Genomic DNA, 17,361 nt, shown 5'->3' with positions numbered 1-17,361 from the left:
GCCGGCCGGAGTATGGCCACCGGGCACCGATGCAGGAATTCCGATTAACCCGGTGTGGAGACAAAAATGGATACGGCACTGACAGCAGTACAGGCACGGCCAGAAAACCAGCGGGCGGCAGGAACGAGGGTGGCGGTTGCACGGGCCATCGCCATGGCGGCGTGCATGGCTTTCACGGCCTGCGGGGGAGGCGGTTCTTCGGGCTCGTCGTTTGCGTTCCTTCCGATCGCCTCGCCCGCGCCTGCGCCGCCCCCGGCCGCCGACGGCCCCATGGTGCGCCAGACCACCGTTGGCAAGATCGAGGGCGTGGACGACAGCGCCAGGACAGGCACCTGGTTCTGGAAGGGTGTTCCGTTCGCGCAACCGCCGGTCGGCGCGCTGCGCTGGCGCGCACCGGTCGAACCCGCGGCCTGGAACGGCATCCGCCCGGCCACGAAGTTCGGCAACGCCTGCCTGCAGATCGGCCGGCTTTTCAGTCCGGGCACCCACAACACCTACGACGCCACCATCGGCACGAACCTGGGCAAGCCGGTCGGCAGCGAGGACTGCCTGTTCGTCAACATCTGGCGCCCGGCCACCACCGACGCGAGCCTGCCGGTGCTGCTGTTCATCCATGGCGGAAGCAACATCTCGGGCTACACGGCCGACCCGCTGTATGACGGCGCCACGCTGGCGAAGAAAGCCAACGCGGTGGTCATCACCGCCAGCTACCGCCTGGGCATCCTGGGCTTCCTGAACCTGCCGCAACTGCGGCCGGGCGGCACCGCGGGCGACGATTCGGGCAACTTCGCGCTGCTCGACAACATGGCGGCGCTGCGCTTCGTCAAGAACAACGTCGCGAGCTTCGGCGGCGATCCGAACAACGTCACGCTGTCGGGTGAATCGGCGGGCGCGACCAACCTGCTGGCGGTGATGACCTCGCCGATGGCCAAGGGCCTGTTCCACAAGGCCTTCGAGATGAGTGGCGGCATCTCGCTCGCCAGCAATCTGCCGCCCGGCACGCTGCCTTCGCTCCAGCCGGCCGCGTCTTCGCTCGCGCAGGGCCAGGCCATCCTGGAGAAACTGCTCGTGGCCGACGGCACCGCGGCCGACGCAGCGGCCGCCAAGGCCTACATCGGCACACGCACTCCGGCGCAGATTGCCGACTACCTGCGCGCACAGGAAGGCGGCGCCATGCTGGTCACGGTGGTCACCGCCGGGCTGGGGGCTGTCGGGCCCATTCCGGACGGCACAGTGATCCCGGCCGACCCGATCGGCGCCATTGCGGCCGACCAGTACGTGAAGGTGCCCCTCGTCGCGGGCAACACGCGCGACGAGGGCAAGCTCTTCGCATCGCTGCTGCCGGCCATCGGCTTTCCGAAGTCCGGCTGGATCGTCAACGACGCGCAGCGCTTCTCGATGATGTCCGGCTTCGATCCCGACGCGGCGCCCTCGCTCACGGTGGCCGACATCATCGATCCGTTCTACCTCCCGGTAGACACCCCAGGCACGGGCTACAACGCGGCGACCGGGCTCATCACGAAGCATCTTTTCGAGGCCAATCGCGACAACCTCCTCAACACGATGAAGACACGCCAGTCCAACATCTGGCACTACCGCCTCGATTGGGCGCAGGAACCGTCACCGTGGAACGACGTCTATGGCGCCTCGCACGCCTTCGACCTGCCGTTCGTATTCGGCAACTTCGGCTCCTCGCTGCTCAGCAGCGTGATGGCCAGCAAGGCCAACCAGCCAGGCCGGCTCGCCTTGTCCAACGCCGTCATGGCCAGCGTCGGCACGTTCATGCGCAAGGGCGATCCGAACGCCGCCGAACTCGGCGCGAACTGGACGACCTGGCCCTCAAGCCTGCTGCTCGACGCCACGCCGACGGCGGCGAAGATCAGCGTGCAGTAGACGCCGTGTCGCTCGAGCTACCAGTGCGGGTTTCTGTCATTGTGCGAATGGCCGAAGATTGAGTGAATCCGTTGTCCGCAAAGTTTTAGCAGCCATTTCACAAATGACAGGAGCCTTTAGATGCTGGGTTTGATGCAAGACCAACCGCTTTTGATCTCGTCGCTGATCGAATTCGCCGAACGCCATCATGGCGACGCCGAGATCGTCTCGCGCCGTGTCGAGGGCGATATCCACCGAAGCACCTGGGGCAAGATCGCATCGCGCTCCCGGCAGGTGGCCAATGCGCTGGACGGCGAGCAGCTGCTGTTCAGCGACCGCATCGCCACCCTGGCCTGGAACGGCTACCGCCACCTGGAGCTGTACTACGGCGTGAGCGGCACGGGCCGCGTGCTCCACACCATCAATCCGCGCCTGCATCCCGACCAGATCGCATGGATCGCCAACCACGCCGAAGACCAGATCCTGTGCTTCGACCTGAGCTTCCTGCCGCTGGTGCAGGCGGTGCATGCCAGGTGCAGCACCATCAGGAAGTGGATCGCCCTGTGCGATCCCGACAAGCTGCCTGCCGACAGCGGCATTCCCAACCTCGTGAGCTACGAGGCCTGGATGAGCGGGCAATCGACGGACTACGACTGGCCCACCTTCGACGAGAACTCCGCCTCGAGCATGTGCTACACGAGCGGCACCACCGGCAACCCCAAGGCGGCGCTCTACAGCCACCGCTCGACGCTGCTGCACGCCTATGCCGCGGCGCTGCCCGACGTGATGTGCATCTCGGCGCGCGATTCGGTGCTGCCGGTGGTGCCGATGTTCCACGTCAACGCCTGGGGCATCCCGTATTCGGCCGCGCTGGTGGGCGCGAAGATCGTGTTCCCGGGCCCGGCGCTCGATGGCAAGTCGGTGTTCGAGCTCATCGAATCCGAAGGCGTGACCTTCGCGGCCGGCGTGCCCACCGTGTGGCAGATGATGCTGGGCCACATGCAGGCCAACGAGCTGAAGTTCTCCACGCTCAACCGCACCGTCATCGGCGGCTCGGCCTGTCCGCCGGCCATGATCCGCGCGTTCCAGGACATCTACAAGGTCGAGGTGCTGCATGCCTGGGGCATGACCGAGATGAGCCCGCTGGGCACGCTGTGCACGCTCAAGAACAAGCATCTCGCCATGCCGCCCGATGCCCAGCTTGCGATCCGCCTCAAGCAGGGCCGCGCGATCTTCGGCGTCGACATGAAGATCGTCGACGGCGACGGCAAGGAACTGCCCTGGGACGGCAAGGCCTACGGCGACCTGCTGGTCAAGGGGCCGTGGGTCGTGAAGGAATACTTCAAGGGCGAGGGCGGCGATCCGCTCGTTCCCGACGAGCAGGGCCGCGGCTGGTTTCCCACCGGCGACGTCGCCACCATCGACCCCGACGGCTACCTGCAGATCACCGACCGCAGCAAGGACGTGATCAAGTCCGGCGGCGAATGGATCAGCTCGATCGAGATCGAAAACATCGCCGTCTCGCATCCGGCCGTGGCCATGGCGGCGTGCATCGGCGTGGCGCACCCCAAGTGGGACGAGCGGCCCATCGTCGTGGTGGTGAAGAAGCCCAATGCAGAGGTCACGCGCGAAGAGCTGCTCAAGTTCTACGAAGGCAAGACAGCCAAGTGGCAGATTCCCGACGACGTGGTCTTTGTCGAGGCGATTCCGCTCGGCGCCACCGGAAAGATTCTCAAGACAAAGTTGCGCGAACTGCTGAAGGACTACAAGTTGCCCACCGCCTAGCCGCGCACTGTCGCGCAGGCGATAGCAAGGCCGTCTTGGCGGCCTGGCTTGCGGGCATTCCCTGTGCGGCGAAAAAAAGGGGGCTTGTACGCTGCGATCTCGGTCCATCATCCCTGGAGACTCTTCATGTCCCGTGCTATCAAGTCAGTAGCTTTCTGTGCAATGCTGCTCAGCGCCACAGCCTCTTTCGCCCAGAAGGGCGAGACCGTCAAGGTCGCCTGGCTCGACCCGCTGTCCGGCCTGATGGCGGCGGTGGGTACCAACCAGCTGAAGACCACGCAATTCGTGGTCGAGGAGTTCAACAAGAAGAACATCTCCGGCGTGAAGTTCGAGCTCATCGCCATCGACAACAAGCTGAGCCCGCAGGAAACCACCAGCGCGCTGCGTTCGGCCATGGACCAGGGCGCGCGCTATGTGATGCAGGGCAACGGTTCCGGCCCCGCGCTGGCCATCATCGATGCGCTCGAAAAGCACAATGCCCGCAACCCGGGCAAGGAACTGGTCTACATCAACTACGCGGCGGTCGACCCAGACCTCACCAACAGCAAGTGCAGCTACTGGCACTTCCGCCTCGACGCGGACACGTCCATGAAGATGGAGGCGCTGACCACCTTCATGAAGGACCAGCCCGCGATCAAGAAGGTCTACATCCTCGGCCAGAACTACGCGCACGGCCAGCAGGTCTCGAAGTTCGCCAAGCAGAACCTGAAGGACAAGCGCCCCGACATCGAAATCGTCGGCGACGACCTGCACCCGCTCGCGCAGGTGCGCGACTTCGCACCCTACATCGCCAAGATCAAGGCCTCGGGCGCCGATTCGGTCATCACCGGCAACTGGGGCTCCGACCTGGCGCTGCTGATCAAGTCGGCCAACGACTCGGGACTGAACGTCAAGTTCTACACCTACTATGCCTACGGCACCGGGGCGCCGACGGCCATGGGCGCCGGCGCCGACGGCCGCGTGTACGTGGTGGGCTACGGCCACTACAACATGGGCGGCGACATCCAGCGGATCATGGGCGAGTACAAGAAGAAGATGAACGACGACATGGTTCAGACGTCGATCTATCACGCCTTCGCGATGCTCGACACCGCGTTCGACAGGGCCCGCTCCACCGATCCCGTGAAGGTGGCGGCAACCATGGATGGCATGAAGTTCAAGAGCTTCAACGGCGAAGTCGAAATGCGCAAGGCCGACCACCAGCTGCAGCAGGGCCTGTTCATCACCAAGTGGCAAAAAGCGGGTGGCAAGTTCCCCTACGACGCCGAGAACACGGGTTACACGATGGCGCCGGTGAAGTATTACGAATCGTATGTGGCAAGCACGCCGACCACCTGCCAGATGAAGCGCCCGTAGGGCATTTTGCAAACGTGTTTGCTACCCATGGGTAGCACCGGCCTACCCACCGGTAGCACCTTGGAGAAACGCAGTGTCGCCTGCGCGATAGAAACGGCCTTTGCAGCCGCCCTCTTACGGGCATTCCCTGAGGGGAGGGGCTGCAAACGCTTGTACTCTCGTGCGGCCTTTTGAACGGTTTGACCAGGAGATATAGATCGTGAAGTTCGCTCTGAAAATCGCTACAGCAGCCATCCTTTCCGCAGCCGCCACCGGCGCTCTGGCGCAGAAGGGTGAAACCGTGAAGATCGCCTGGCTCGACCCGCTGTCCGGCCTGATGGCGGCGGTGGGCACCAACCAGCTCAAGACCTTCCAGTTCCTGGCCGAAGAATTCAACAAGAAGAATGCGGCCGGCGTGAAGTTCGAAGTCATCGCCATCGACAACAAGCTGAGCCCTCAGGAAACCACCAGCGCCCTGCGCTCGGCCATGGACCAGGGTGCACGCTACGTGGTGCAAGGCAACGGCTCCGGCCCGGCGCTGGCCATCATCGATGCGCTCGAAAAGCACAACGCCCGCAACCCGGGCAAGGAAGTGCTCTACATCAACTACGCGGCGGTCGACCCAGACCTCACCAACAGCAAGTGCAGCTACTGGCACTTCCGCCTCGACGCGGACACCTCCATGAAGATGGAAGCGCTGACCGCGTTCATGAAGGAGCAGACCGACATCAAGAAGGTCTACCTGATCAACCAGAATTACTCGCACGGCCAGCAGGTCTCGAAGTTCGCCAAGCAGAACCTCAAGGACAAGCGTCCCGACATCGAGATCGTCGGCGACGACCTGCATCCCCTGGCCCAGGTGCGCGACTTCTCGCCGTACATTGCCAAGATCAAGGCCTCGGGCGCCGATTCGGTCATCACCGGCAACTGGGGCTCCGACCTGGCGCTGCTGATCAAGTCGGCCAACGACTCGGGGCTGAACGTCAAGTTCTACACCTACTACGCGGTGACGACCGGCACGCCCACCGCCATGGGCGCGGCCTCGGACGGCAAGGTCTACCAGGTGGGCTACAGCCACTACAACGCGCCGGGTCCGGTCCAGCCGCTGATGGGCGAGTTCAAGAAGAAGTTCAACGACGACATGTACACCACGGACATCTACACCGTGTACGCCATGCTCAGCGAAGCCTTCGTGCGCACCAAGTCGACCGAGCCCGTCAAGGTGGCAGCCGCCATGGAAGGCATGAAGTTCAAGAGCTTCAATGGCGACGTGGAGATGCGCAAGGCCGACCACCAGCTGCAGCAGGGCCTGTGGATCACGCGCTGGCAGAAGACCGACGCCAAGAACCCCTACAGCCCGGAGAACACCGGCTACACGCTGGCACCGGTCAAGTTCTACGAGGCCTACGTCGCGAGCACGCCGACGTCGTGCCAGATGAAGCGGCCGGCCCCCTGATCGCGCGCCGACCCGGTCGAGGCCCGACTTCACCACTCGGGCCTTTTTCTTTTCCAACCGACACGAAAGACCGATGAACGTCGAATTCTTCGTCATCTCGCTGCTCAACGGCGTCAGCTACGGGCTGCTGCTGTTCATGCTGAGCTCTGGCCTTACGCTGATCTTCAGCATGATGGGCGTGCTCAATTTCGCGCACGCCAGCTTCTACATGCTCGGTGCGTACATTGCGTACACGCTGTCGGGCATCATCGGCTTCTGGCCGGCGCTTTTCATCGCGCCGCTGCTGGTGGGCCTCTTGGGCGCCGCCTTCGAGCGCTACAGCCTGCGCCGGGTCCACAAGTTCGGCCACGTGCCCGAGCTCCTGGTGACCTTCGGCCTTTCGTACCTGATTCTCGAACTGGTGCAGCTTGCCTGGGGCCGCTCGACGGTGCCCTACGGCCTGCCGCCGCAGCTGCAGGGGCCGCTGTTCTCGCTGTACGGCACGCAGTTTCCCAAGTCGCGCTCGTTCATCATGCTGGTGGCGGTGCTGATGCTCATCTCGGTGTGGCTGCTGCTCACGCGCACGCGCATCGGCCTGGTCATCCAGGCGGCGCTCAAGCACCCCGACATGGTCGAGGCGCTGGGCCACAACGTGCCGCGCGTCTTCATGCTGGTGTTCGGCGGCGGTGCCGCGCTCGCGGGCCTGGCGGGCGTGGTGGGCGGCAATACCTACGTCACCGAACCGGCCATGGCCGCGTCGGTGGGCTCGATCATCTTCGTGGTGGTGGTGGTCGGCGGCATGGGCTCGCTGGCCGGCGCATTCCTCGCGTCGCTGCTGATCGGAATCATCCAGACCTTCGCGGTGGCCATGGACCAGTCGTTTGCCGGCGGCCTGCAGATGCTGGGCGTCGCTGTGACAGACCAGACCTTCGGCTACGAGCTGCTCAAGCTCACGATCTCGCAGGTCGCGCCGATCCTGCCGTACCTGTTCCTGGTGCTGATCCTCATCTTCAGGCCCAAGGGCCTCTTGGGCACGCGGGAGGACTGATGACGCACGCAGCACAGTCCCCCGCCGTTGCCGCTGACCCTCGCCACAATCCTCTTCCGATGGGAGAGGGTGCACGAAAGGGTGGAACCGAAATGACATCCACGACCGCAGTCCCAACCACGCAGTACTACCGCTTCAAGCCCTGGAACATCGGGCGCTTCCTGATCTGGTCGCTGTTCGCGATCGTGCTGATCATCTCGCCGCTGGTGTTCAAGAGCAGCCTGGCGCTCACCATGCTCTCGCAGATGGGCTACCTGATCATCATCTGCCTGAGCTACAACATCCTGCTGGGGCAGGGCGGCATGCTGAGCTTCGGCCATGCCGTCTACGTCGGGCTCGGTTCCTTCCTTGCCATCCACGCGATGAACATGGGCGGCAAGGGCGGGCTGCAGATCCCGCTGGTGGCCATTCCGCTGGTGGGCGGCCTGGCCGGCATGTTCTTTGCCATCCTGCTGGGCTTCGTCACGACCAAGAAATCGGGCACCACCTTCGCGATGATCACCATGGGCATCGGCGAGCTGGTCGCCTCCATGGCGCTGATGTTCCCGAGCTTCTTCGGCGGCGAGGGCGGCATCACCACCGACCGGGTCTACGGTCCGACCTTCTTCGGCTTCAATTTCGGCTCGCAGATCCAGGTGTACTACCTGATCGCCGCGTACTGCTTCGTCTGTACCGCGCTCATGTATGCCTTCACCGGCACGCCGCTCGGCCGCATGCTGAACGCGGTGCGCGACAACCCGGAGCGCGTGGAGTTCATCGGCTACAACACGCAGCGCGTGCGTTACTTCGCATTCATCATCGCCGGCTTCTTCGCCGGCATCGGTGGCGGGCTGGCGTCGATCAACTTCGAGATCGTGAACGCGGCCGACAGCCTGAGCGCCATCCGCTCGGGCGGCTATCTGCTGTTCACTTTCCTGGGTGGCGCGGTGTTCTTCTTCGGACCGATCATCGGCGCGGTGTTGCTGGTGTTCGCGTCGATCCTGCTGTCGGAGCTTTCCAAAGCCTGGCAACTCTACTTCGGGCTGGTGTTCGTGTTCATGGTGATGTTCGCGCCCGGCGGCATCGCCAGCCTGGTGATGATGAACCTGCGGGTCGCCAAGTTCGGCAAGTTCGACCGCTTCTGGCTGCTGTACGTCGCACTCGCGGTGGCGCTGGTGCCGGTCATCGTCGGCGCCGCTGCGCTCATCGAGATGATCTATCACATCCAGCTCAACGCGGCGATGGGCCCGAACCTGAACTTCTTCGGCGTGACGCTGGATACGTCGGGCATGGCAAGCTGGCTCGGCGCGGCGGCCATCCTGGCGGCTGGCCTCGGCGCACTCGAGGTGGCGCGCCGCCGCTTCGTGCGTGTCTGGGGCCAGGCGCAGGAAGAGATCGAAGCAGAAATCAAACGTCGGGAGGCGGCGTAATGAGCGCGCAACACGCACTGGAACTGAAGGCGCTGCGCAAGAATTTCGGCAAGACCGAAATCATCCGCGGCGTGGACCTGGCGGTGAATGCCGGCGAGCGCGTGGCCATCATCGGCCCGAACGGGGCGGGCAAGTCGACGCTGTTCAACCTCATCAGCGGACGGCTGGCACCCACCAGCGGCGAGGTGCTGCTGAACGGCCAGCGCATCGACGGCAAGAAGCCTTTCGAGATCAACCGGTTGGGTCTTTCGCGCAGCTTCCAGATCACCAACATCTTTCCCAAGCTCAGCGTGTTCGAGAACCTGCGCTGCGGGGTGTTGTGGAGCCTGGGCTACCGCTACACCTTCCTGCGCTTTCTCTCGAACCTCGACGACGCCAACGCGCGCACCGAGGAGCTCATCAAGCAGATCGGCCTGGAGCGCAAGCGCGACGTGCACGCGGTGAACCTCACCTACGCCGAGCAGCGCGCCCTGGAGATCGGCGTGACCATCGCCGGCGGCGCCGGCGTCATTCTCCTGGACGAGCCCACGGCCGGCATGAGCAAGACCGAGACCTCGCACTTCATCTCGCTCATCAAGCACGTCACGGTCGGCAAGACGCTGCTCACGGTCGAGCACGACATGGGCGTGGTCTTCGGACTGGCCGACAAGATCGCGGTGGTGGTGTATGGCGAGGTGATCGCCTTCGACACGCCGGCCGCGGTACGCGCCAATGCGCGGGTGCAGGAGGCCTACCTGGGCTCATCCGTCGCCGACGCACAGGGGGCGGGACACTGAAATGCTGAAACTTCATGACATCCACGCCTACTACGGCAAGAGCCATGTGCTGCATGGCGTTTCCTTCAACGTCGGGGCGGGCGAAATCGTCGCGCTGCTGGGCCGCAACGGCTCCGGCCGCTCGACCACCGCCAAGGCCATCATGGGCCTGGTGCATGCCGAGGGCACGCTGCGCTGGAAAGACCAGGACATCCTGCGCCGGAAGGCCTACGAAATCGCCCACCTGGGCATCGGCTACGTGCCCGAGAACCGAGACATCTTCCCCAAGCTCACGGTGCACCAGAACCTGCTCTTGGGGCAGAAGGGCTCGGGCAAGGGCAGCCGCTGGTCCTTCGACGACATGTACGGCATGTTCCCGCGGCTGAAGGAGCGCCAGCACACCGAGGCCGGCGTGCTCTCGGGCGGCGAGCAGCAGATGCTCACGCTGTGCCGCACCCTCATGGGCGACCCCGACCTGATCATCATCGACGAGCCGACCGAAGGCCTCGCGCCGAAGATCGTCGAGCTGGTGGGGCAGTACCTGAAGACGCTCAAGGACAAGGGCATCTCGGTGTTGCTGATCGAGCAGAAGCTGACCATTGCGATGCAGATCTCCGACCGTGCGCTGGTGATGGGCCATGGCAGCATCGTGTTCGACGGCACGCCCGACAGCCTGCGTGCCGATGCGACCACTCGCAAAGAGTGGCTCGAGGTCTGACAAGCCCCTGAAGGGATCCGGGCCGCGCCCTGGATCCCCTTGTCCCAACAGCGACTGCGTGCCATTGTGAGGCCACGCGAAACGCCTAGAATCCCTCGAAAAAGAACACTCGTGCTTTTTCTTCTTTTTCTTCACACACCAAGGAATGCAGCATGACGGCTGAATACAAAGTGCTCGGCGATGTCGCCGTGATCACACTGACCAACCCGCCGGTCAACGGTCTCGGTTTCTCGACCCGCATCGGCATCACCGATGGGTTGTCGAAGGCGAATGCCGATGACGCCGTCAAGGCCATCGTCATCACGGGCGCCGGCAAGGCCTTCTCGGGCGGTGCGGACATCAAGGAATTCGGCACGCCCAAGGCGCTGCAAGAACCCAATCTGCTGAGCGTCATCCTCGCGCTCGAGGCTTCGCCGAAGCCGATCGTCGCGGCCATTCACTCGGTGTGCATGGGCGGCGGCCTCGAACTGGCGCTGGGCTGCCACTACCGCGTGGCGGCGCCCGGCACCAGCATCGCGCTGCCGGAAGTCAAGCTGGGCCTCATCCCCGGCGCCGGCGGCACGCAGCGCCTGCCGCGCGTGCTTGGCGTGGAAACCGCGCTCAACATGATCGTGAGCGGCGAGCCCGTCAAGAGCGAGCTGCTGGCCAGCCTGCCGGGCCAGAAGCTGTTCGACAAGCTCGCGGGCTCTCCCGAGTCGGTGTTCGAGGAGGCCGTGGCCTTCGCCAAGAGCGTGGCCGGCAAGACCGGCGACGCATTGCCGCTGGTGCGCAACCTGCCGTGCAAGCACCCGCAGGGCGACGCCTACTTCCAGTTCGCCAAGAACATGGTCGGCGGCATGTCGAAGAACTATCCGGCGCCGCTCAAGTGCGTCGACGCGGTGCAGGCCGCCACCAAGATGAAGTTCGACGAAGGCATGGCCGAAGAGCGCCGGATCTTCACCTCGCTGATGTTCACGCCCGAATCGCTGGCGCTGCGCCACCTGTTCATGGCCGAGCGCGCGGCTTCCAAGATCCCCGACGTGGCGGACGACACGCCCAAGCGCGAGATCAAGTCGGTCGGCGTGATCGGTGCCGGCACCATGGGTGGCGGCATTTCGATGAACTTCCTGAACGCCGGCATCCCCGTCAAGATTCTCGAGATGAAGCAGGACGCGCTCGACCGCGGCATTGCCACGATCCGCAAGAACTACGAATCGCAGGTCAAGAAGGGCAAGCTCAAGCAGGACAAGTACGAGCAACGCATGGCGCTTCTGAGCACCACGCTCGACTACAACGACCTGAAGGACGCTGATCTGATCATCGAAGCCGTGTTCGAGGAACTCGGCGTGAAGGAAAAGGTGTTCAAGGAACTTGATCGCGTGGCCAGGAAGGGCGCCATCCTGGCCTCCAACACCTCGACGCTCGACGTCGACAAGATCGCAGCCTTCACCCAGCGGCCGCAGGACGTGGTCGGCATGCACTTCTTCAGCCCGGCCAACGTGATGAAGCTGCTCGAAGTGGTCCGCGGCAAGGAAACGGCCAAGGACGTTCTCGCCACCGTCATGGACATTGGCAAGAAGATCAAGAAGACGGCCGTGGTCTCGGGCGTGTGCGACGGCTTCATCGGCAACCGCATGATCGAGCAGTACTCGCGCCAGGCGGGCTTCCTGCTGGACGAAGGCGCCACGCCGCAGCAGGTCGACAAAGCCGTCGAAAAGTTCGGCTTTGCCATGGGCCCGTTCCGCATGGGCGACCTGGCCGGCAACGACATCGGCTGGGCCATTCGCAAGCGCCGCGCCGTGGAGTATCCCGACATGAAGTACAGCCGCACCGCCGACAAGCTGTGCGAGCTGGGCCGCTTCGGCCAGAAGACCGGGGCAGGGTGGTACGACTACCAGGCCGGCAAGCGCGACGCGATTCCGTCCGAGCTCGTCAACAAGATGATCGAAGACCACCGCAAGGAGCTCGGCATCACGCCGCGCAAGATTTCCGATGAAGAGATCGTGCAGCGCCTGGTGTATGCGCTGGTGAACGAAGGCGCGCACATCCTCGAGGACGGCATTGCGTCGAAGTCGGGCGACATCGACATGGTGTACCTCACCGGATACGGCTTCCCGATCTGGCGCGGCGGCCCGATGCACTACGCATCGCAAGTCGGCCTGTACAACGTGGCCGAAACCATGAAGCGCTTTGCCAAGAACCCGCGCGACGACGCCGAGTTCTGGCAGCCCGCGCCGCTGATCCAGAAGCTGGCCGCAGAAGGCAAGCAGTTCAGCTGACAGCAGATCGGGAAACTGACCGCCCATGTTGAAACGAATCTTTCTCGGGCTGCTGCTGGTGCTGGTCGCACTGGTGGCGGCCGTGGCGGTCAAGACTTGGCGCACGCCGTCGCAGCAGCTGGCGGTGGCGCCCGCGCCCAAGCTCGAGATCGACCTGCAGGCAGCCGCCAGGCGGCTCTCGGGGGCAGTTGCGATCCGCACGGTGTCCAGCCTCGACGACCCGGCCGCCAACCTGGCCGAATTCGACAAGCTGCATGCCTACCTCGCACAGCAGTTTCCCAAGCTGCACGCCACCCTCAAGAAAGAAGTGGTCGGCCAGCGGGCGTTGCTCTATACATGGGCCGGCACCGATCCTGCGGCCAAGCCGATCGCGCTCATGGCGCACCAGGACATGGTGCCGATCGCACCGGGCACCGAGAAAGCCTGGTCAGTCGATCCCTTCGCGGGCGAGATCAAGGACGGCTACGTCTGGGGCCGCGGCACGCTCGACAACAAGGGCAACCTGTTCGCGCAGATGGAAGCCATCGAGCTGCTGGTCGCGAGCGGCTTCAAGCCGAGGCAGACCGTCTACCTCGTGATGGGCGACGACGAAGAGGTGAGCGGCCTGCGCGGCGCGCTGCCGATTGCCGAACTGCTCAAGTCGCGCAACGTGCGGCTCGACTGGGTGCTCGACGAGGGCCTGCTGATCCTCGACGGCGTGCTGCCCGGCCTCTCCAAGCCCGCAGCGCTCATCGGTCTTGCGGAGAAGGGCTACGGCACCTTCTTTCTTTCGCTCGACACCGCCCCTGGCCATTCGTCGATGCCGCCGCAGCGCAGCGCCATCGGCAGCATGAGCGCGGCGCTCGCGCGGCTCGAAGCCACGCCCATGCCCGGTGCCATCCAGGGCGTGGCCGCCCAGATGTTCGGTGCGCTCGCACCCGAGATGGGCGGCGTCAACCGCGTGATGCTGTCCAACCTGTGGCTCACCGAACCGCTGGTGCGTGGGCAGTTGGAGAAGAGCCCGAGCAGCAACGCCATGTTGCGCACGACCACTGCATTGACCATCGTGCGCGCCGGCAACAAGGACAACGTGCTGCCCGGCCGCGCCGAGGCCGCCGTCAACTTCCGCATCCTGCCGGGCGACACCATCGACAGCGTGGAGGCGCACTTGCGCAAGGCGCTCGGCAACGACGAGATCAAGATCAAGCGCTACCCCGGCAACTCCGAGCCGTCGCCCGTGTCGCCGACAGACAGCACCGGCTACCGTGCCATTCAACAGGCAGTGCGCCAGTCGTTTCCGGATGTCGTCGTGGCCCCCGGCCTCATGACGGCCGCCACCGACTCGCGCCATTTCAGCCTGGTGAGCGATGCCGTCTACCGCTTTTCGCCGTTCCGCATGAAGAGCGAAGACCTCGCCCGTTTCCATGGCACCAACGAACGCCTGGCCATCTCCAACTACGGCGAGATGATCGGCTTCTATCACCAGCTCCTGCGCAACACCAGCGTTGCGCCGGCGCAATGACGACAACCCTCTTTCCCTTCCATCTTCAAAGGACCTCACCATGACCAGCGCCGTCATTGTTTCCACCGCCCGCACGCCGCTCGCGAAGAGCTGGAAGGGTGCCTTCAACATGACGCACGGCGCCACGCTCGGCGGCCATGCCGTGCAGCACGCCATCGCGCGCGCCGGCATCGAAGCCGCAGAAGTCGACGACGTGATCATGGGTTGCGCCACGCCCGAGGGCGCCACCGGCTCCAACATCGCACGCCAGGTCGCACTGCGCGCCGGCTGTCCCGTCACCACTTCGGGCATGACGATCAACCGCTTCTGCTCCTCGGGCCTGCAGACCATCGCCACCGCCGCGCAGCGCATCATCGCGGGCGAGGGCGAGGTCTACGTGGCCGGCGGCGTCGAGAGCATCTCGTGCGTGCAGAACGAAGCCAACAAGCACATGCTGGCCGACCCCTGGCTCGTGAAGCACAAGCCCGAGATCTACTGGAACATGCTGCAGACGGCCGAGCAGGTCGCCAAGCGCTACAACATCGGCCGCGACGCCATGGACGAATACGGCGCCGCGAGCCAGCAAAAGGCCACCGCCGCGCTCGAAGCCGGCCGCTTCAAGGACGAGATCGCTCCCATCACCGTGCTGGCCGGCGTGGCCGACCCCGTGATGGGCCTGCGCACCAAGGAAGTCACGGTCGAGAACGACGAAGGCATCCGCGCCGGCACCACCAAGGAAGGCATCAGCGGCATTCGCCCGGCGCTGCCTGGCGGCCTGATCTCGGCCGGCAATGCCAGCCAGTTCTCCGACGGCGGCGGCGCCTGCGTGGTGGTCGACGAGAAGTACGCTCAGCAAAAGGGCCTGAAGCCGCTCGGCCGCTTTCTCGGCTTTGCCGTGGCCGGCTGCGAGCCCGACGAAATGGGCATCGGCCCCGTCTTCGCGATTCCGAAGGTGCTCAAGCGCCTGGGCCTCACGGTCGACGACATCGACCTGTGGGAACTGAACGAAGCCTTCGCGGTGCAGGTGATCTACTGCCGCGACAAGCTCGGCATCCCGGGCGACCGCCTGAACGTGGACGGCGGCGCCATCGCCGTGGGCCACCCCTACGGCGTGAGCGGCCAGCGCCTCACGGGCCATGCGCTCATCGAGGGCAAGCGCCGCGGCGCGAAGAAGGTGCTGGTCACGATGTGCATCGGTGGTGGCATGGGCGCCGCGGGCGTCTTCGAGGTGCTTTGACTCTCCCCCAGGCTGCGGCGCGCTGCGTGTCGCCTCCGCCAACCCCCTTCCGGGGGCAACACCAGCGGCCCGGCTGAGCCGGTTCCGCGGTGTTTCGCGAACGGGCCGGGCTTCGCCGGCCGACGAGTGCTACCGCTCGAAGTCGATAGCCTCAACATCAAGATTCGATCATGAGCCTGCGTCCCACCCTCGACTTCCTTCTTTATGACTGGCTCGACGCAGAAGCGCTGAGCCAGCGCGAGCGATTCGCCGACCACTCGCGCGAAACCTTCGACGCGGTGCTCGACACCTGCGAACGTATCGCGCGCGAAAAATATGCACCGGCCAATCGCATCGTCGATACGCAGGAGCCGCATTTCGACGGCGAGAAGGTCGTCTTGCCGCAGGCCACGCACGATGCGCACAAGGCTTTTGTCGAATCCGGAATGATGAGCGCGGCGCAGGACTACGACATTGGCGGCATGCAGCTGCCCTATACGCTGCAGGCCGCGGCCAACGGCTTCTTCGCGATGGCGTCGGTGAGCATCGGCTCGAACATGCTCACCAGCGGCAACGCCAACCTGCTGATGGTGCATGGCACCGAGATGCAGAAAGAGGTGTTCGCCAAGAACGAATTTTCGGGCCGCTGGGCGGGCACCATGTGCCTGTCCGAGCCGCAGGCCGGCTCGTCGCTGAGCGACGTGGCCACGCGCGCCGTGCCCGACGGCGCGGACTATCAGAACGATCCGTTGGGGCCGCGCTATCGGCTCACGGGCAACAAGATGTGGATCTCGGCCGGCGACCACGAGCTGACCGAGAACATCGTGCACATCGTGCTCGCCAAGATTCCCGACGCCAACGGCAAGCTGGTGCCTGGCACACGCGGCATCTCGCTCTTCATCGTGCCCAAGCGAATGGTGAACACCGGGGGTGAACTGACCGGCGAGCGAAACGACGTGGCGCTGGCGGGCCTGAATCACAAGCTGGGCTGGCGTGGCACCACCAACACGCTGCTGAATTTCGGCGAGGGCAAGTACCCGGTGGGCGGCAGGGCGGGCGCGGTGGGCTACCTCGTCGGCGAGCCCGGCAAGGGCCTGCACTGCATGTTCCACATGATGAACGAGGCCCGCATCGGTGTCGGCACGGCCGCCACCATGCTTGGCATGGCCGGCTACTACGCCTCGCTCGACTATGCAAAGACGCGGCCGCAGGGCCGGCTCGTGAAGAAGCCCGAGGCGGGCGCCGGCAGCCAGGTCGTGAAGGACTCGGCCAGCCCGCAGGTGCGCATCATCGAGCATGCCGACGTGCGGCGCATGCTGCTGGCGCAGAAGGCGTACTGCGAGGGCGCGCTGGCGCTGGAGCTCTATTGCGCCCGGCTGGTCGACGAGCAGAAGACCGGCGGCGCGCAGGCCGCAGACGACGCCCGCTTGTTGCTGGAGGTGCTCACGCCCATCGCCAAGAGCTGGCCCAGCGAGTGGTGCCTGGAGGCCAATTCGCTGGCCATTCAGGTGCATGGCGGCTACGGCTACACGCGCGACTTTCCCGTGGAGCAGTATTGGCGCGACAACCGCCTGAACATGATTCACGAGGGTACCCACGGCATCCAGGCCGCCGACCTGCTGGGCCGCAAGGTGCTGATGGAAAAAGGCCGGGGCCTGCAATTGCTGGCCGGCCGCATCACGGGCACCATCGGCCGCGCCGCCACGGTGCCCGCGCTCGCGGGGCACGCCCAGGCGCTGGCCGCCGCGCTGAAGCGCATCGGCACCGCCACCGAAGCCGCCTGGTCCACCGGCGACCCGGCCGATGCGCTGGCCAACGCCGTGCCCTACATGCAGGCGTTCGGCCACACCGTGCTGGCCTGGATCTGGCTGGACGTGGCGCGGCGAGCGCTGGAAATCGACGCAGAGAAGGCGAGGGCGGTAACAGCTGGCAAGATTGGCGCCACGGACTATTTCTTCCACTACGAGCTGCCGAAAATCGGCGCCTGGCTCAACGTGGTCGAGAGCCGCGACCCCACCTGTACAGCATTGCCCGAGGACGCTTTTTGACA

Annotated in this window: 12 protein-coding genes; all 12 read left to right on the top strand. The window is 64.9% G+C overall.

Going from position 1 to position 17,361, the window contains the following annotated elements; all coding sequences use genetic code 11:
• Positions 1-165: 165 nt before the first annotated feature.
• On the top strand, positions 166-1,893 hold the full coding sequence (locus tag ACAM55_RS11890) for a carboxylesterase/lipase family protein (protein WP_369656187.1): 1,728 nt from the start codon (positions 166-168) through the stop codon (positions 1,891-1,893).
• 120 nt (positions 1,894-2,013) lie between these two features.
• Entirely contained in the window at positions 2,014-3,657 is a 1,644-nt protein-coding gene (locus ACAM55_RS11885; RefSeq protein ID WP_369656186.1) for a 3-(methylthio)propionyl-CoA ligase, read from the top strand.
• 126 nt (positions 3,658-3,783) lie between these two features.
• Positions 3,784-5,013 (top strand): branched-chain amino acid ABC transporter substrate-binding protein, encoded by a 1,230-nt coding sequence (locus ACAM55_RS11880; RefSeq protein ID WP_369656185.1) that lies wholly within the window; start codon positions 3,784-3,786, stop codon positions 5,011-5,013.
• 199 nt (positions 5,014-5,212) lie between these two features.
• Positions 5,213-6,448 (top strand): branched-chain amino acid ABC transporter substrate-binding protein, encoded by a 1,236-nt coding sequence (locus ACAM55_RS11875; RefSeq protein WP_369656184.1) that lies wholly within the window; start codon positions 5,213-5,215, stop codon positions 6,446-6,448.
• A 73-nt stretch (positions 6,449-6,521) separates the two neighbouring features.
• Entirely contained in the window at positions 6,522-7,475 is a 954-nt protein-coding gene (locus ACAM55_RS11870; protein WP_055806507.1) for a branched-chain amino acid ABC transporter permease, read from the top strand.
• A 92-nt stretch (positions 7,476-7,567) separates the two neighbouring features.
• A complete protein-coding gene (locus ACAM55_RS11865; RefSeq protein ID WP_369656183.1) occupies positions 7,568-8,884 on the top strand; it encodes a branched-chain amino acid ABC transporter permease in 1,317 nt (438 codons plus the stop codon).
• Positions 8,884-9,660, top strand: coding sequence for an ABC transporter ATP-binding protein (locus tag ACAM55_RS11860; RefSeq protein WP_369656182.1), 777 nt, complete (start codon positions 8,884-8,886; stop codon positions 9,658-9,660). The genes ACAM55_RS11865 and ACAM55_RS11860 overlap by 1 nt, the downstream gene beginning before the upstream one ends.
• Position 9,661: 1 nt before the next feature.
• Complete coding sequence (locus ACAM55_RS11855; RefSeq protein ID WP_018904492.1) at positions 9,662-10,357, top strand: ABC transporter ATP-binding protein; 696 nt, start codon at positions 9,662-9,664, stop codon at positions 10,355-10,357.
• Positions 10,358-10,509: 152 nt separating this feature from the next.
• Complete coding sequence (locus tag ACAM55_RS11850) at positions 10,510-12,615, top strand: 3-hydroxyacyl-CoA dehydrogenase NAD-binding domain-containing protein (protein ID WP_369656181.1); 2,106 nt, start codon at positions 10,510-10,512, stop codon at positions 12,613-12,615.
• 25 nt (positions 12,616-12,640) lie between these two features.
• Positions 12,641-14,116 carry a M20 family peptidase gene (locus ACAM55_RS11845; protein ID WP_369656180.1) on the top strand — a complete coding sequence of 492 codons (1,476 nt, stop codon included), beginning with the start codon at positions 12,641-12,643 and terminating at the stop codon, positions 14,114-14,116.
• A 40-nt stretch (positions 14,117-14,156) separates the two neighbouring features.
• A complete protein-coding gene (locus ACAM55_RS11840) occupies positions 14,157-15,332 on the top strand; it encodes an acetyl-CoA C-acyltransferase (RefSeq protein ID WP_369656179.1) in 1,176 nt (391 codons plus the stop codon).
• Between the two features lie 170 nt (positions 15,333-15,502).
• Positions 15,503-17,359 carry an acyl-CoA dehydrogenase gene (locus ACAM55_RS11835; RefSeq protein ID WP_369656178.1) on the top strand — a complete coding sequence of 619 codons (1,857 nt, stop codon included), beginning with the start codon at positions 15,503-15,505 and terminating at the stop codon, positions 17,357-17,359.
• Positions 17,360-17,361: the final 2 nt, after the last annotated feature.

Source organism: Variovorax sp. V213, from assembly GCF_041154455.1.
Lineage (GTDB): Bacteria > Pseudomonadota > Gammaproteobacteria > Burkholderiales > Burkholderiaceae_C > Variovorax.
Note: the sequence above shows the minus strand (reverse complement) of the source record. Positions and strands in the feature narration are given on the sequence as shown.

Excerpts from the sequence above, each read along its gene's own strand:
- ACAM55_RS11890 (WP_369656187.1), top strand. The coding sequence starts at position 166 with ATGGCTTTCACGGCCTGCGGGGGAGGCGGTTCTTCGGGCTCGTCGTTT.
- ACAM55_RS11885 (WP_369656186.1), top strand. The coding sequence starts at position 2,014 with ATGCTGGGTTTGATGCAAGACCAACCGCTTTTGATCTCGTCGCTGATC.
- ACAM55_RS11880 (WP_369656185.1), top strand. The coding sequence starts at position 3,784 with ATGTCCCGTGCTATCAAGTCAGTAGCTTTCTGTGCAATGCTGCTCAGC.
- ACAM55_RS11870 (WP_055806507.1), top strand. The coding sequence starts at position 6,522 with ATGAACGTCGAATTCTTCGTCATCTCGCTGCTCAACGGCGTCAGCTAC.
- ACAM55_RS11865 (WP_369656183.1), top strand. The coding sequence starts at position 7,568 with ATGACATCCACGACCGCAGTCCCAACCACGCAGTACTACCGCTTCAAG.
- ACAM55_RS11860 (WP_369656182.1), top strand. The coding sequence starts at position 8,884 with ATGAGCGCGCAACACGCACTGGAACTGAAGGCGCTGCGCAAGAATTTC.
- ACAM55_RS11855 (WP_018904492.1), top strand. The coding sequence starts at position 9,662 with ATGCTGAAACTTCATGACATCCACGCCTACTACGGCAAGAGCCATGTG.
- ACAM55_RS11850 (WP_369656181.1), top strand. The coding sequence starts at position 10,510 with ATGACGGCTGAATACAAAGTGCTCGGCGATGTCGCCGTGATCACACTG.
- ACAM55_RS11845 (WP_369656180.1), top strand. The coding sequence starts at position 12,641 with ATGTTGAAACGAATCTTTCTCGGGCTGCTGCTGGTGCTGGTCGCACTG.
- ACAM55_RS11840 (WP_369656179.1), top strand. The coding sequence starts at position 14,157 with ATGACCAGCGCCGTCATTGTTTCCACCGCCCGCACGCCGCTCGCGAAG.
- ACAM55_RS11835 (WP_369656178.1), top strand. The coding sequence starts at position 15,503 with ATGAGCCTGCGTCCCACCCTCGACTTCCTTCTTTATGACTGGCTCGAC.